The sequence below is a fragment of the Allomesorhizobium camelthorni genome, from assembly GCF_011045125.1.
Taxonomy (GTDB): domain Bacteria; phylum Pseudomonadota; class Alphaproteobacteria; order Rhizobiales; family Rhizobiaceae; genus Allomesorhizobium; species Allomesorhizobium camelthorni.
In genome coordinates, this window is the sequence record NZ_JAAKZF010000006.1 from 152492 (window position 1) to 168623 (window position 16132).

The window sequence follows — 16132 nt, forward strand, 5'->3', positions numbered from 1 at the left end:
GAAGGCGGCGCGCGGCGCTTTTGCGGCATTCGGTAGCAACTGCCACCATCATTGCCGTCGATCCAACTCCCTAGTCCCTATGATTGCTGGGCCTGAGGGTGGCCCGTCATCCGATATGCAACGGTACGAGGGTTAAGCCGGCTGGCCGGCGCAGAGCCTCATGCATAGGAGACGGGCCACATGGACCATATCAGATTTGTCGGTTTGGATATTCACAAGGAGCGGATTTCGATCGCGGTGGCAGAGAGCGGACGCGTTGGGTCGGTGGAATATCTCGGCGAGATTGCCAATGACCCTGATGCCATCAACAAGCTGTGCGATCGTCTGGGGCGTTCCGGCAAGCCGCTGGCGTTTTGCTATGAGGCCGGCCCGTGCGGTTATGGCGTTTATCGCCAACTCGCAAGCCTGGGCCATCGCTGCGACGTGGTGGCGCCATCGCTGATTCCGAGGAAGCCTGGCGATCGGGTGAAGACAAACCGTCGCGACGCCACCATGCTCGCCCGCCTCAATCGCAAAACCCAAACATCAGCCTCGGCGCGATATGCGGCGCTGGAGGCGGGACAATGCCGGGGAGCCCTCGTCTCCACTATGAGCCTCGACGCTCGCCATCTAGACAGAGGCAGCCCCAAACGAAACAAGGTCATGCGGCCCGACCCGCGGATGAGAGATTGTTGACCGACGTTCAAGTCCCGCCTCTTGCACCTCATATCCGCCGTACAAATACCTCGACCGCCGATCGGATCGGTGGGCCAAATTTCTACGCCAAAGGCCGTTGTCAGCAATCATGAGAGTGGACAGCCTACAGGAATGGATAGCCGAGGGGAGGCGCGGGTTGGTGATCCGGCGGTCAATCTCGGGACACATCCGGGCGTTCGTGGAAGCTACATTGGCCGCGCTCATCGAGGCCTGCGCAGGCATCTGACGCCGCAAGCTCGATAGCGCTTCGGCGATCACCTTATGCGCAGGCGGTTATCGATTTCCTTGGCTTTCCGAGCGATTGCAAATCCCCATGCTTGGTTTAATATCGGATCGATTGATTTAATATCGAACCACATGGCTCGATATCGAACCAGAGAGAACCATGGCACGGTCAAGGTCACAAAGTGCGATCCGCAATCCGTTGACGCACATTCTAGGCGTCGATTCCAATGTTGCCGTCCTGCGCGAGCTGGTTCGACATGGCGGCGCTCTTTCTGCTTCCGACATCCAGGGCAGGTCGGGGCTGTCCAGAAGCGGTGTGAGGCTCGGGTTAATTTCGTTGGAGAAGTCAGGAATCGTCGTCAGTGAGGGTTCGTTGGCGACAAGGCTTCATCGGTTCAATACGGCGCACTTTCTGTCTCCGCAGATTGCTGCACTCTACGTAGCGGAGAAAGACAGATTCACCGACATCGTTGAGAGCATCCGAAACAGCGCCGGAACGCAGCGTTCACTGCTCAGAAGTCTTTGGATCTATGGAAGCGTCGCTCGGAAGGAAGACGGACCAGAAAGCGATCTCGACATCGGGTTAATCGCGGATAAGGAGTATTTGTCCGGACTCGTGGAGGCAGTCAGGGAGAACTTGCGCGAGCCCGCAGCAAGGCTCGGCTTCCTTCCGAACGTTGTCGGTCTTGATTTAGAGGATGTAAGTCGGCTTGCTCGAGACGCAGATCCCTGGTGGTTGACCGCGACATTGGATGTTGTCGTCCTTGCTGGTGACCGACCTGAAGAAGTTCCCGTCCGTGACAGGAGCCATAACTATGGTTAGGACGGGTTCGACAAAGAAAAAGGATGGAGCCTATGCCTCTGGACGACTCGTGGTAGCCCGAGGTTTCCTCAAGGATGCACGCAACAGCGTTACCGTTGCTGATCCGGGAGACATCGGCAATCCCGCGATGTCGACAGTTATCAACTGCGTCATCGCCTATGCGGACGCGCTAACGGCCAAATACAGGGGCGAGATAAACCAGGAAGACCACCAAGCGGCAGTCAAATTGCTACGTGCCGCGTTAGGAAATGATTTGCCTCGTAGGCAGGAATCCAATCTGAAGACGCTCCTGGTCCAGTACGGCTCGAGGGCGAAGACGCGCGCCGATGCCGAGAGGTCCCTTGAAAGGCTAGAGGAGTTCGCCGATTGGGCGGAGGAGATGTACGCCCGATAGGAACGGACTGTCGAGCTAGCCTGCGGACAATCGGTAATGACGCAACCGATGCGAGACCTTCGGTCTCCCATCCCACAGCGAACTGCAGACTTGGTGGTCTTTGCTGCCGAATGCCGCGCTTTTGGCGGGTCCATGTTCCAAGAAGCGTGAATTCCGCAGTATTTGGGAGTAACCGCCACTAGTTACCGGATTCGCGTTTTCTCGCGGGCAACAAGCGTCCGCTAAGGGTGGAACCTTGCCGTCTGGGTTGACTGCCGGATGTGCAGGCTGGCGGCTGGCAGGTACGTAAGAATTTCGAAAGCCGATCTGGGCATTTTCCCGGAAACGTCGTCGACAGGAGCGATGCTTCGGTCATCACGTGCATGGTTTGGGGGGTATCATGGCAGACGAAATATTCATATCGATGACTGGCGACCGAAATGAACTCTGGGCGGAATGCCTGCAGCGGAACCTGGTCGCGCTTGGTTTCGACAGGCCGTATTTCGAGGCATGGCATGCAGGAGACTACGAAGGCTATCTGGCGCTCGAACGGGCGGCGGCGTCTGCGGGTTCTCTCGACGGAGACATCAAGGCTCGCGCGACACTCTGGTTCAATCGCGCCACACGGCTCACGGAGAGCGAAGGTGACGTCTGGTTGCATCGCGACGGCAACAACCTTTACTGGGCTGAAACCACCGCGGATGCGCCAGTGTTCGAGCCCTACGATGATCAGGTTATGATCGCGAAGCCGGTCGGCGGATGGTTACGGCGAAACAGGAAGACCGTCGCCCTCACATGGAATTCAATACACCCGAAAGCCAAGGACTACCTGGTCACGCAACAGGCGATCTTCAGGGTCGCGAACGAGGACATGAAGGCCTACCTGCGTGCGCTGATCGATGGTTCCGGTCTGGACGAGTGGCACACACGTCCGGACTGGAGGGAGCGGCTTGGGGAGGGCAAGGGCAAGTCGCTTGGAAAGAACGTTGAGCTTTCCGAAATGGCGATAACCCGCATGATTTTTTCGATCAGGGACACCGTCAAGAATTCGAACGGTCAACTCGTTCTGAAGACCCTGAAGGACAAGAAACTCCTATGCTCGGAAGCGGAGATGCGGTCCCATCTCGCCGATCTTATGAAGAGCCAGCAGGGACTCTGTGCGATCACGAAGCTCCCGATGCACCTCGACGGACAGGACGGTTTTGAGCACGACATGCTGGCCTCAGCTGATCGCATCGACAGCAATGGTCATTATGCAATCGGGAACGTCCAGCTGGTGTGCCGATTTGTGAACTTCTGGAAGTGTGCCCAGGAGAACGGCCGATTTGTCGAGCTCCTGAACCGTGTCGTAGCCCGGCGCGTATCCGAAGGGGTCACGGCGTCTGGAGAGTTGGCTTCGTGCACTTAAGCAGCATCCTGACTGGCTGGGTGCCTCTCAGACGCAGCCTGTCATTTGGTGGCGGTTGCTACCGAATGGTGGACCGATCTTGATCGACCAGCAGACCCTGATATCACGAAGCAGGGGTAGGGGCTGGCGAGCATGTGGCGACTTGGACTGATCAGTGCGTTCTTCGGGGCGCTCACGTGGAGCGGCGCAACAGCGGCCGAGATCGAACTTCTCGATCTTCCTGGCGAGGTCGACATCGTCAGCATCGAAGGCGAGATCACCGACGGGGACGCGCATCGGTTCAACGACGTCGCGAGCGGTCGCGGCCGGGTGTCCGTGGTCCTGCAAAGTCCCGGTGGGCTCGTCAGCGAAGCGCTGCAGATCGGTGCGGAAATCAGGCTCCGGAACTTCGCCACAATGGTGTTCGCCGATGGCGAATGCTACTCGGCTTGCGGGTTGATCTGGGTGTCGGGCGCGCGGCGGTACATGTCGCCGGACTCGAAAATCGGATTCCATGCTGCCTACCGTGAGGAGAACGGCGAGTACCGGGAAAGCGGTGTCGCCAATGCCGAGATCGGTTCATTCCTGACGCATCTGGGGCTGAGAATCGAAGCTATCCGCTACTTCACGGTCGCAGGCCCTCAAGAGTTCCTGTTGCTGACCCCGGAACGCGCCCGGGCGCTAGGCATCGAAGTTTTCGAACAGAACGGACCGGAAGTAACTTCGCCGACGCAGGCGCCCACCGCGGACATTCACGCGGATCGCTTCGTATCCTATACGCTGCTGCAGTCACGCTGCACCGGCTTCCTTCAGCCTTCGGCAACGGCCATCGATCGAGGCATTCGGCGAGCCTTCGAGGAAGGCAACCGGCTCGTAAGCTCCGAAAAATGGATCGAGCTTTGGACGCCGATGCTCGATCAGGTGAAGTCGCAGCTGAACGCCAAAGGCCCGCTTCTGTTGTGCCTCGAAACGGAGTCACACCTGCGAAGACAAACGGTACTAGCAGAGTGCAACAGGTCTCGCTCCCGCCGCGACCGCGCGTGTCTACGATCTCGTCCTTGTCACCTGCAACATCAAGGATTTGAAGGCTGCGGGTCCGCCGGTTCGATCCTTTCAGCGATCCGCCTCTTCGCATCGAGCGATGAGAGCCTGGGGTTCCCACATCTCTCAGGTGCTCAAGATGCAGTTGTCCGCCAACATTAGCATCGTCGGGTTCCTGTCGACCGGGCGTCCGCCGCTTGGTGGCCCACCAGGCTTCGATAGTCCTCGATCGGAAGCGGACGGCCGATTAGATATCCCTGAACCTGTTCGCAGCCCTCCGCGGCCAGGAACGCCAACTGGTTGTCGGTCTCGACGCCCTCCGCCGTCACGGGCAGGTGGAGGCCACGCCCAAGCCCGATGACGGCGCGGATGATCGCCGCCGATTGCGGCTGGTGCACGTTCATGACGAAGGACTGGTCGATCTTGATCTTGTCGAACGGGAACGACTGCAGATAGGAGAGCGAGGAATAGCCGGTTCCGAAATCGTCCATGGCGATGCCGACGCCGAGGGCTTTGAGCCGCCGCAGGATGGCGATGGCGCGTGCGTGGTCGCCGATCAGTACGCTTTCGGTGATCTCGAGCTCCAGCCGGCTTGGTGTGAGCCCCGTTTCGAGCAAGATCGCGTGCACCAGGCCAGGCAGGTCGCCGTGCCTGAACTGGATCGGCGAGAGATTGACCGCCACATGAAGGCCGCCGCTCCAGTTGGTCGCCTCGCGACAGGCTTCGCGCAATGTCCACTCGCCGATTTCCATGATAACGCCGCTTTCCTCGGCGACCGGAATGAACGTCGTCGGCGACACGGCACCGCGCTTCGGATGCTGCCATCGCAGCAGCGCCTCGAAGCCCAGGATCCGGCCATCGATGCTGGCCTGCGGCTGGTAGTGCAGATGCAGTTCCCTTCTGGACAGCGCCGCCTGAAGGTCACGCTGCAGCGACCGCTTTTCGCGGAGCTGCCTGTCCATCTCGGGCTCAAAGAACCTGGCTCTTCCGCGCCCTTCCTGCTTGGCGCGGTAGAGCGCCGCATCGGCATTGGCAAGCAACGCACTGCCACTCTGTCCGTCCACTGGGTAGACGGCGACGCCCATGCTGACGCCGGCCTTGATCCTGTTGCCGTCGATGTCGACCTCTTCCGCGAGGGCGGCAAGGATACGGTCGAGCATCGCCGTCGCGGCAGCCGGCTGCTTGCCCTGATCCACGAGCAGGATGAACTCGTCGCCGCCCAGACGGGCGAGGAACGCGCCGTCGACCGCCCGTTGCAGGCGCTCGGCGACCTGGCAGAGAAACTCATCGCCGACATTGTGGCCGAAGACGTCATTGACCTCCTTGAAACGGTCGAGGTCGATGTAGATCAGGGCGAACTGGCTCCTGACTGCGGCGCTCTCCTTCAGCAAAGTCTCGAGTCTCTCGCTGAATGCAGCGCGATTGGGCAGATCGGTCAGCGCATCGTGCATGGCCAGGTGGGCAATGCGTTGTTCGGCTTCCCTGTGCTCGGTGACGTCCTCGACGACGCGCAGTAGGTATTTCGGGACGCCGTCGTCTTCCCTGATAGCGATCGCCGACGAGTTGACGATCCGCTGCCCCTTGTTCGGTACCTCCATCGGCGCGCCGACGATCTTTTCGGGTCCGCCGACCGTCAGCAGCTGGTCATCCAGTCTCCGGAGCACCGCCGCGATGTCCGGCGCGAAGATGTCGTCGACGGTCTTGCCGACTATCTGGTCCCGGGAGAGGCCGACGAACTCCTCGCCGGCCTTGTTGACGAGAAGATAGCGCTGGGAGGCCGCGTCCTTGACGAAGACGGTCACCGGCACGCTCTCGATGACCGTGTCGAGGAACTCCCGGGTGGTGCGCAGCTCGTTTTCCGCGCGCTTCCTCTCCGTGATGTCGACGACCGACGCCAGCGACGCGTCCCGGCCCTGATAGCCGAGGCGGGTCGAATAGACGAGAACGTCAATGGGACTGCCGTCCGCCTTGAGGTGGCGCCAGCTCCTGCACCGGTCACGCTGCTCGTCGGGGATGGCAAGGACCTCCTTGAGCGCCTGCCGCTCCTCCGGCGGCCGGATGTCGAGCAACGTCATGGACAGGAACTGCTCGCGCGCGTAGCCATAATGATCGACGGCCGCCTGGTTGACGTCCAGGAAGGCCAGCGTCTCGCGGTCGTGGACCCACATCGGAACCGGATTGCTCTCGAACAGCAGCCGGAAGGATGTCTCTCTCTGCTTAAGATCGGTAATGTCGATCCTGACACCGACGCTGCCGCCGTCGGTCGTGCGCCGTTCGTGGATCCGCAGCCAGCGGCCGCCCGGCAGTTCCTGTTCGTGGGTGATGCTGGCTTGTGCGTGGCGTGCCAGACGCTCGGCGAGCCATTCCTCCTCGCGTCCCACCGCCTGCGGATATTGTCCACGCTTCAGACCGGCCCGAAGCGTGTCTTCGAAGCGCATGCCCTTGGCGATATTGTCGCCGCTTTCGGCATAGATCTGCTGGTAACGCTCGTTCCAGAGCACGTATCTGTCCTCGGCATCGAAGAGGGCGAGGCCCTCGGGAACGACCTTGAACGCGTCCAGTAGCCGCAAGTGAGCTTCCCGCGCCTCGCGTTCGGCGCGTTCCGCCTCGGCGCGCGCGTCGGCGACGGCCTTCTCCGCACGCTTGGCCTCCGTCACGTCTTCGTGGGTCGAGACCCAGCCGCCGTCGGCCGTTGCCCGATGTCGCACCTGCACGAAGCGGCCGCAACGAAGCTCGGTGGTCCAGCATTGCTGCCCGCCGTCGATGTTGACCGAATTGAACCAGGCCAGATAATCCTCGCGCGGCATGTCCGGTGACGAGCCGACCGCGTCACGCAGTTCGAGGATATCGCCGAGCGTCATCCCCGGGCGGACGCTTTCCGGGGTCAGGCCATAGATCTCCGCGTAGCGGTGGTTCGAAACGATCAGCCTTTGCTCCGCATCGAAGAAGCAGATGCCTTGCTCGACATTGTCAAATGTGGTGCTGAGCTGCGCGTTGCGGTTCTGAAGCTGACTGCGGGCCTCGCGCAGGGCCAGATGCGTTTTGACCCTGGCCAGCAGCTCCTCCGCCTGCACCGGCTTCGTGACGTAGTCGACGCCGCCGGCCTCGAAGGCCGCGAGCTTGTCGGCGGTATCGGCCAGCGCAGTCATGAAGACGACGGGGATGTCGCGGGTTTCCGCCGCCTGCTTCAACCTGCGGCACGTCTCGAAACCGTCCATCCCCGGCAGCCTGACATCGAGCAGGATGAGGTCCGGCCGAACGTAGCTCGCCCGAGCCAGCGCTTCGCCGCCATCGCGCGCCACCACGACCGACATGTCGCCCGCCTCCAGGCAATCGGCGGCAAGGCGCAGGTTCGAGGCATTGTCGTCGACGATCAGGACGGTCGGTTCCAGCGGAAGCGTCGTGTTCAGCGCACTCATCAGGCCGCTCCTTTCCTCTCTTCCAGATGCGCGGCCATGAGCCGCAATATCGCCGGCGAATCGAACTCGGCGGCCAGCGTCATGACCCGGGCCGCGAATGGCCGGTAGCGGCTGTCCTGCTCGGCCAGTTCCGCCACGCGGCTCCTGATGCGGCGCATGTTACCTGCGCGGGCGAGATCGGACAGCTCGGCCACCGCCGATTCGGGCGGCGCGACGATGGCCCCGTCCGGCTCGTCGTCCGGCTCGTCCGCGGCATCTTCGATCCAGTCGAGGTCGAGCAGCCTGCCCATCTCCCGGAGCAACTGAAGGTGGTCCAGCGGCTTGGCGAGAAAAGCATCGGCGCCGGCATCAAGGCTCCTCGCTCGGTCGTCGCTCGCAACGCTCGCCGAGACCGCGATCATCGGCAGGTCTCGCCACGATGGGCGTTCGCGGATGCGTCGCATCGCCTCCAGACCGTCCATGACCGGCGTCATCACGTCCATGAGGACCAGATCCGGCGCCGACGCCTCGACAGTCTCGACCGCCTCCAGGCCATTCGTCGCCTGCACCACGCCGAAGCCGACCTTCTCAAGGAGGTCGCAGAGCACCGCGCGGTTTTCGGGCGTGTCGTCCACCACCAGCACCGTCCGGCGCTCCCCACGGTAGCCCTTCATCGAGGATGCCGCGATCGGGCGTTCGTCCTGCCGTTCGGCGATCAGCAGGGTCAGCTCGAACCAGAACCGGCTCCCTCCGCCGGGCGTGCTCGCGACCTCGACGTTGCTGCCCATCAGGCGTACGAGGTCGCGGGTAATACTGAGGCCGAGGCCGGTGCCCGCCGAGCGGCGGCCGATATCAGACACCTGTTCGAAGGGCTCGAAGATGGTCTTGAACTGGTCTTCCTCGATGCCGATGCCAGTGTCCTCGACGCTGACGCGCAACCGGATTTCGCGGTCGGACTCGTCCAGCCGGTCGACCGCGAAGCGGACATGTCCGCAGTCCGTGAACTTCACGGCATTGCCGAGCAGGTTGAGCAAGACCTGGCGTAGACGCTTGTCATCGACGTTCACAAAGGACGGCAGGCTCGATGGCAAATCGAAGAAGAAGGAGAGCTGTCTTTCTTCCGCCCTCACGCGCACGATTTCGGCGACCCCGCGCAACAAGCCCGTCAGCGAGACCGGCCGCGATGTGAGCTCGAGCTTGCCCGCCTCGATCTTTGACAGGTCAAGAACGTCGCCGATCAGCGTGAGCAGGTGCTCGCCGCTGCGGCGGATCGTGTCGACGGCGCCGGTCTGCCACTCGCTCAGGCTCTTGTCTCGGCCCAGCATCTGTGCGTAGCCGAGCACCGCGTTGAGAGGTGTGCGCAGCTCATGGCTCATATTGGCGAGGAACGCGGATTTGGCTCGATTTGCAGCCTCCGCCGCGTCCCTGGCCCCGATGAGCTCGGTCTCCAGCTTCATGCGCTCGGCGATCTCCTCGTGAAGGGCGTTGTTGGCTTGCGCGAGCTCGCGGGCGCGACTGCGATTGGACGCAAGCGACCACACAATCGCAGCGATTAGAAAGGCCAAAACGGAGCCGCCAAGAAGGATCATAAGCGGTGTCTGGCGGTCGATGGTGGCGTCGAAGGCGGGCCGCGACGTGTAACGGATAGTCCAGGTGTGGCCACCGATCTGAAGTTGACGATCGGCGTTGAGGGCAGACGCGGAGGCCACACGGTCTGTGCTGTCATGGAGCAGGGCTTCGTCGGTGGCGGCCGGCCCATCGAAAATTTCCAGCCGGATATTGGAGAGCTGCTCGTTTCTGAGTATGCCCTGCATAAGGTCGCGCATGCGGAACGGTGCATAGACGAATCCGAGCAAGGCCGCACGACGCTCGGCAGCGGTCTCGGGGAGGGCGTTGTCGCGATAGAGCGGCAGGTACATCAGGAAGCCGTTCTGGACCTCCCGCTGCGTCTCCTGCACGAGAATGACCTTACCCGAAACGGCAGGCTGTCCGCTGTCGCGCGCTCTCGCCATGGCTGCCCGCCGCACCGGCTCGGAGAACATGTCGTAGCCGAAGGCGCGTTTGTTGCGCCAGTCGAAGGGCTCCAGAAACACGATCGAGGTATATTCCTCGCGTTCCCCGGACGGCACGATGTCGAAATCCGGAAAGCCCTCGCCGCGCACGCGCGCGATCACCGTCCCCCGATCCTGCGGCAAGACGCGCTCGGAATAGCCGATGCCCTGTATGCCAGGATAGTTGCGGTCAATGGCAAGTCCCGCCACATAGTCGCGCCACATCGTGCGCGAGACCCTGCTTGCCGTCGCCTCGAACAACGCGCTCCCACCGCGCAGAACCTGCTCATAGGCAAGGAGCCTTTGCCGGATCGCAAACTGAGCCTCGCTGGCCTTGAATTCGAAACGCTCGTGCGCGATCTGCATGGCCTTATCAGAGGCGGATTGCGACAGCAGGAAGGCGGCAAGCGCGAGCGACAGGAACGTCAATCCCGCCCACAGAAGCGTCGCCTGGCGACGAAGCCGGAGCCAGAGCTGGGCCAGTGCGCCTTGCCGCGCCAGGTGGGTCGGTCCCGTCTCGGGAAACGACGGGCGTAGCGGCAAGTCCAATTCGTCCAATGTGCTGCCCTCCTCAACGCCGTGTCGAAGAATGACATGCAACTCCACGACGACATTGAGCGCTCGGTCCTGAACTACACCAATCAGAGGTGTTGTTTCTGTTAACATCAAAGATGTAGAGCGCTATTGCAGGACGATGTTTAACAATCGATAGCAAGCAATATTCAAATGAGAAATATATTGTGGGGCATTGGCTCAAGTTCCGCACACCTGTTGACTGCAGTTCCGAAGAATTTGCAATGTTTGCTCGCTATGTTTAAGCAGTACGGATTCGGTGATCTCGAGCGCAAGTTGTTCGGCCTTGAGGCCGGAAGCCGACAAGGCAGAGCGCACGATGTGTTAATGTGTTATAGAAAGCGTTTCTTTAGAGTTTGCCTTGCCGAAATCGTCGCTGTCCGGCACTTCCGCTGCCACTGCTAATGCGATTTCGCGAATGTTCTCTATCTTGTTTAACGCCGACAGCAGCTCTCTTCGATTTCCACTGAATTCAGTTGCTCGCGCCTCGACGAATTTAGCGGCATCTTCCAAGATTTGCGACAACAATACCCGCACGGCGGGATCCAGCCTCTGTAGTCGCGCCAACATCGCGATGATAATCGCATCGAATGCCATAACGTCTGCGCTGCTATTAAGCCTGTCCTGCTGTGAACCTTTCATTCCGAACTCCCCTCGATAGCCCTCGGGCTCATTGCGTGACAATGGCAGCGGAAGCCAAGTTAAAAAGGGTAACTCGGTCAACTGCTCCTTCATCGGACTTCTCGAGGTCGCTTCATCGGAGATCAAGGCATATGTTGACATGTTGGCGACACACTGAGTGGTTGCCTTGGGGCATCTGGGATGAACCAGCCGCCGGCACCAATCAGACGCTGGCACGAAAAGAGAAGGCAGGCTCATAGCCGGCATCCCGAGCCTTCTCGCCTCGTGGACCAGGTTCTCGGTAATCCCGCTGCCTGGAGAGGCGATAACGTCCCTCGGCTTTGTGTCGAGGAGCACGTCATTGCACTTAAAGGGCGCAGGCTCCAAGACCTAAGGCAACTGTGGCCCCAGCACCGCTGTTGGGATATGCACTGTTTTCTCCCGCTCCTTTGCCCTTTTGGCGATCCTTACCAGGGCGCCTCCTGCGGCTTGCGCTCTACTACTATGCGGCCGGGCACGTGCTGTTGCTCCTGCACCCGAACGCGGACCGAATTCGACGCTTCTTTTTCTTCGGGCTGCAATGCCGCTAAGGCTCCAGCAACTTGATCGAGCTTCACGCTCAACAGGCGAGCCTGCCCTGAAGCACCGGCAACAGCGGCAAAACCAACCAAGCCGGCAAGCAAGCAGTATTCGACCGCTGCTTCTCCAAGGTTTTCCTTGCCAAAGCGCGTAATAAGCTTCTTCATTTTGGACGCTCCGCTTTTCATTTACCACAAAGTCCCTTCAACACGCCTCTGCCGGTGCAGATTCCTTTCGGGCATCCTCCACAGGAGGCGGAGGCGCGTCGCGTTGGAACAGCAAGCGGCCTGAAAGTGCTGATGCTTGCGCTTGTGGCACACTGCCGTTCCAAGCGTTGCCAGGACATGAATCAAAAGTAAAAAAGCGTAAAACGCTCAAATCAATGGCCCGCGGTTAGTTTCCCCATAAGCGTTTTTGCGGAAGAGTACAGCCGGTAGCGACGAGCTGAATGCGACAGCGATTCGCTACTCACCAGGACGCATCACCTCGGGGATATCGCGGAGCCAAAAATGAGACAAATCAATGCCCTTACACTGGCAATAGTGCTTGTTACCTTACCACTTTTTGGCGCCAAAAGTTCTGTTCATGCTTCGGATCACGGCGCCGTTCTTGCCGTTCTTACGGTTTCAGGCTTGATTTCACCTAGGGCGGAAGCAGATCGTGACGCAGAGGAAGTGGATTTTAGCATCGAAGACCTTGAGAAGCTTCCGCAGACGGAATTAAGAACACATACCGACTGGACGGAGGGGCTGCAGATATTTTCCGGGGTTCTTCTCAAGGATCTGATTGAGGCGGTAGGAGCCTCGGGCAAGGAGATTGTGGCGAGGGCCCTCAATGACTATGCGGCAAATATACCCGTGTCGGATGCATATGAACTTTCAGTTCTAATAGCCATCAAGCATAACGGACAGTATATGCGAATTCGCGACAAGGGACCGCTATGGATTATCTATCCATCTGCACAGACTTCATCCAGCAAAGTAAACCCCTATAACGACCGCATGGTTTGGCAGCTGTCGCGGCTGGAGTTTAGATGAACGCCGTCGCTGGCTGGCTGAAGGCCTCTGCCAAGAACCGGACTACCTGGGTATTGGCGACAGGGCTCACCCTTGTCACGTTAGTGCTTGCATTCGTTCTATGGCAGAACAAAGAACGCGAGATAAACGTCGAGCTTTTGCGTACGAACGCGTGGGTCGCATGGCAAGTTGAGAAGGAGTACCTGCGATTTCTGTTGGCCGTGGATCACTTTGAACATCATGGCGGAGACGGCGAACTTCGTGATCTGATGTTGCGTTTCGAAATACTTTACAGCCGGCCGACTGTTGCCCTGTACGGACCGGAATCTTCCCTCATTCGTTCGGTACAAGGTGTTCCCGAGACCTTTGCAAGGCTGCTGAGCGTTCTGGACGAGATCGAAGCTAAGCTGAACACCCTCGCTCCCGGGGATACCGAGGCGGCCAAACAGATCCGACACGCACTCAAGCCATTCGAGAGCGCTTTGACCGAAGTGTCCATGTCCGCTTCGCGCGGTGAGGTCGCGCGCCAGCTCAACGAGCGATTGGACAAGCTCCAGGTGACCTCGACGTGGCTCCTGATTTCCCTTGTTGGAACAGCGTCTGCTCTGCTTACTTTCCTTTCATTCGAAGCAGCGAGGAGTCGTCGGCTGGCTGAATGGGAAGGCGAGCAGCGAAGAAAGGTAGATGAAGCCAACCGCGCGCTCCAACAGAGCGAAGCCCGATACAGACATCTGGTCGAAAGCACAGGCGCAGTTCCCTACACGCTGGATCTGTCGCTTGGCATGCTGGACTATATCGGACCGCAGGCCGAGAAGATCCTTTCCTACACATCCGAGGAATGCCGCTCCTGCAGGGATTGGAATGGTTACGTTGTTGCCGAGGAGGCCGCCAAGTTGTCTGCCGCCCGGGGCCGTGCCGCCCAAGACCTTGTGGATGCCGAACTTGAGTATCGCATTGCCGTGGCCGCCAACAACCCCATCTGGGTCCGCGACACGATGAAGACTGTCTGCGAGGCGGGCGGGCGTGTCACCGGATACGGCCTGCTATTTGACATCACCGGCTCCAAGCGTCAGGAGCAGGCCCTGGCGACTGCGCAGAAGATGGAGGCGGTAGGCCAGCTGACTGGAGGTGTCGCGCACGACTTCAACAATCTTCTAACGATCATTCTCGGCAATGCCGATGCCCTTGCCGAGCGACTCCCCTCCAAAGGCCAACTCCAGCCACTTGCTCAACTGATCAAGTTGGCGGCCAAGCGCGGCGCCGAATTGACGAACCGGCTGCTTGCGTTTTCTCGTAGGCAAACACTCGATCCGAATGCAACCGACGTAATCAGACTGATCTGTGGAATGGATGAGCTGCTTCGCCGAGCGCTCGGCGAGCATGTCGAAATGGCGTTTGTTCCCGGTGATGGCCTGTGGAAGGCGCTTGTCGATGCAGCTCAGCTGGAGAGTGCTGTTCTGAACCTCTGCCTGAATGCCCGCGATGCTATGCCCGAGGGCGGCCGGCTCACGATTTCGACCATGAACATCCACTTCGATCAAGAGATGGGGGCGCGGTATGACGATCTCGTGCCGGGCCGATATGTCATGGTTGCGGTATCCGATACAGGCACGGGTATGGACGAGAAGACATCGGCGCATGCCTTCGAGCCTTTCTTCACCACCAAGGAGGTAGGCCGGGGTAGCGGACTTGGCTTGAGCATGGTCTATGGCTTCGTCAAGCAATCCAAAGGGCATGTGAAGATATATTCCGAGCTTGGCCATGGAACGACCGTCAGGCTCTACCTCCCGCACGCGCCCGGTGATGCGGATGACCTCGAAAAGCCGGACGATTCGGGGAGCTTCGCGCCTAAGGGATCAGAGAAAGTCCTGCTGGTCGAGGATGACGATATGGTGCGCAACCATGCGCAGGATCAACTGCGGAGCCTGGGCTATCACGTCGTAAGCGTCCCCAGCGGTTCAGAGGCGCTCGAAGTGCTCAAGCGGGAAGACGCCTTTGACCTACTGTTTACGGATGTGGTCATGCGGGGGGGTATGAGCGGACCACAACTGGCTGACGAGGCCAAGCGGCTTTGCCCTGACCTGCCGGTGCTTTTTACGTCCGGTTATGCAGAGGACACAGCGTTCCGCGACGGCAGCTTGGACTGTGGTCTGCAGTTGCTTCCCAAGCCCTATCGGAAACAAGATTTAGCCGCGAAGGTCAGAAGCATTCTGGATGACTGGCAAAAGCGAAATCTGGGGAGAAAATAAGTCAGTGAGCTTTTCCGCCGTGAAGACCTCGACCTTGGCAACTGTAGCCGAGCCAAGCTCTGGACTTGTTGCTAGCAGCTAGCTAGCTAGCGAGGCGTGGGTAGAGGCAGCGGTCCGGAATGTGCTTGGCCTGGAGGAGCGCCCAACGCGCAGGAGCGACAATCCTTTAAGTGAACAAAAATCCAGTCGTTGTGTCGTTGTCGAACGTCAACCAACAGTTGGAAACATGCTGGACTGAGCTCGGGGAGACGCTATCGGGCTATGGAAAGCGCTCGCAGGAAATGCGCAATGCGCAGAAGTTCAAAAGTAAATATTGTTCAAAGAGCTTATTCATGGATATACTTGTCATTGAAGACGACCCTTTGGCGGCTGAAACGATCAGAAGGACATGGCCGGTCCCGTCTGACCGTCTTCGATTCATCTCAACATATAAACAGTCAGTGCACTTCATACACAGCTCGGAAATCAACTATTTCGATGGTATTATCGTTGACATAAATCTTCCGGATGGAAACGGTATAGAGATACTACGTTCCATCAGGCGGAAAACAAATGTCCCACTCATTCTGATTTCCGGCGGTGGAACCGCTGACAGTCGGGCGGACGCAATCGATCTTGGCGCTGACGACTACGTCATGAAACCGTTCCATACAAGGGAATTGCAGGCCCGGATAACGCGACTCGCGGCTCAGAGACCGAAGCTGCGGCCGGAGACAAGAAGAGAACAAGTTTTCCTCGGTCCTGTCTGCTGTGATCTGCAAAAACGAATCATGTCATACAAAGGTAATGAAGTTACACTTACGGACGCAGAAACACGAATTGTTGAAGTGCTTTACGCGTATCGAAACAGAAACTGTTCAAAATCGTTTATATACAAGAACGCATTCTTTCGAGAATACAATTCTATTGACAAGACGCTGGACGTCTACGTAAGCAGATTGAGGAAAAAACTAAAGCTCTTGAGTGAAGAAAGCGCGGATTGCATTCAAACTGTGCGCGGTTTCGGGTACCGTTATAGTGAATTGTGAGTGTTTGCCACTGGTCGCCACTGGAAGCGCCGCGCCGCGCCCGCTCTTTTTGGGGAAGGCGCGCTTTTTCTG

Annotated in this window: 11 protein-coding genes and 1 pseudogene; 8 read left to right on the plus strand and 4 right to left on the minus strand. The window is 59.3% G+C overall.

The window, feature by feature from the left end; translation table 11 throughout:
- Positions 1-180 precede the first annotated feature (180 nt).
- From G6N73_RS07920 to G6N73_RS07940, 5 genes and pseudogenes are all read left to right on the plus strand, one after another.
- A pseudogene (locus G6N73_RS07920) lies at positions 181-507 on the plus strand (hypothetical protein); the annotation flags it as partial.
- A 574-nt stretch (positions 508-1081) separates the two neighbouring features.
- The gene (locus tag G6N73_RS07925) at positions 1082-1744 is read left to right on the plus strand and encodes a hypothetical protein (protein ID WP_206078726.1); all 663 of its coding nucleotides are present in this window, start codon (positions 1082-1084) and stop codon (positions 1742-1744) included.
- Positions 1737-2138 carry a hypothetical protein gene (locus G6N73_RS07930; RefSeq protein WP_165025786.1) on the plus strand — a complete coding sequence of 134 codons (402 nt, stop codon included), beginning with the start codon at positions 1737-1739 and terminating at the stop codon, positions 2136-2138. Before G6N73_RS07925 ends, G6N73_RS07930 begins: the two co-directional genes overlap by 8 nt.
- 379 nt (positions 2139-2517) lie before the next feature.
- Complete coding sequence (locus G6N73_RS07935) at positions 2518-3525, plus strand: hypothetical protein (protein WP_165025725.1); 1008 nt, start codon at positions 2518-2520, stop codon at positions 3523-3525.
- A gap of 309 nt (positions 3526-3834) precedes the next feature.
- A complete protein-coding gene (locus G6N73_RS07940; protein WP_206078727.1) occupies positions 3835-4707 on the plus strand; it encodes a hypothetical protein in 873 nt (290 codons plus the stop codon).
- Here G6N73_RS07940 and G6N73_RS07945 read toward each other — a convergent pair.
- The 4 genes from G6N73_RS07945 to G6N73_RS07960 all read right to left on the minus strand — a co-directional run bounded on the left by G6N73_RS07945 (position 4704) and on the right by G6N73_RS07960 (position 11934).
- A complete protein-coding gene (locus tag G6N73_RS07945) occupies positions 4704-7964 on the minus strand; it encodes an EAL domain-containing protein (RefSeq protein WP_165025729.1) in 3261 nt (1086 codons plus the stop codon). The genes G6N73_RS07940 and G6N73_RS07945 overlap by 4 nt on opposite strands.
- Positions 7964-10552 carry a CHASE domain-containing protein gene (locus G6N73_RS07950; RefSeq protein ID WP_165025731.1) on the minus strand — a complete coding sequence of 863 codons (2589 nt, stop codon included), beginning with the start codon at positions 10550-10552 and terminating at the stop codon, positions 7964-7966. The genes G6N73_RS07945 and G6N73_RS07950 overlap by 1 nt, the downstream gene beginning before the upstream one ends.
- 339 nt (positions 10553-10891) lie before the next feature.
- Positions 10892-11302 carry a hypothetical protein gene (locus G6N73_RS07955; RefSeq protein WP_165025734.1) on the minus strand — a complete coding sequence of 137 codons (411 nt, stop codon included), beginning with the start codon at positions 11300-11302 and terminating at the stop codon, positions 10892-10894.
- Positions 11303-11655: 353 nt separating this feature from the next.
- Positions 11656-11934, minus strand: coding sequence for a Flp family type IVb pilin (locus G6N73_RS07960; RefSeq protein ID WP_165025736.1), 279 nt, complete (start codon positions 11932-11934; stop codon positions 11656-11658).
- A gap of 342 nt (positions 11935-12276) precedes the next feature.
- Between G6N73_RS07960 and G6N73_RS07965 the strand changes: the two genes are divergently transcribed.
- The 3 genes from G6N73_RS07965 (at position 12277) to G6N73_RS38525 (ending at position 16060) form a co-directional block, all read left to right on the plus strand.
- Entirely contained in the window at positions 12277-12804 is a 528-nt protein-coding gene (locus G6N73_RS07965) for a putative pterin-binding protein (protein ID WP_165025739.1), read from the plus strand.
- A complete protein-coding gene (locus G6N73_RS07970; protein ID WP_165025741.1) occupies positions 12801-15032 on the plus strand; it encodes an ATP-binding protein in 2232 nt (743 codons plus the stop codon). Before G6N73_RS07965 ends, G6N73_RS07970 begins: the two co-directional genes overlap by 4 nt.
- Positions 15033-15364: 332 nt before the next feature.
- The gene (locus tag G6N73_RS38525; protein ID WP_206078728.1) at positions 15365-16060 is read left to right on the plus strand and encodes a response regulator transcription factor; all 696 of its coding nucleotides are present in this window, start codon (positions 15365-15367) and stop codon (positions 16058-16060) included.
- The last annotated feature ends 72 nt before the right edge of the window (positions 16061-16132 follow it).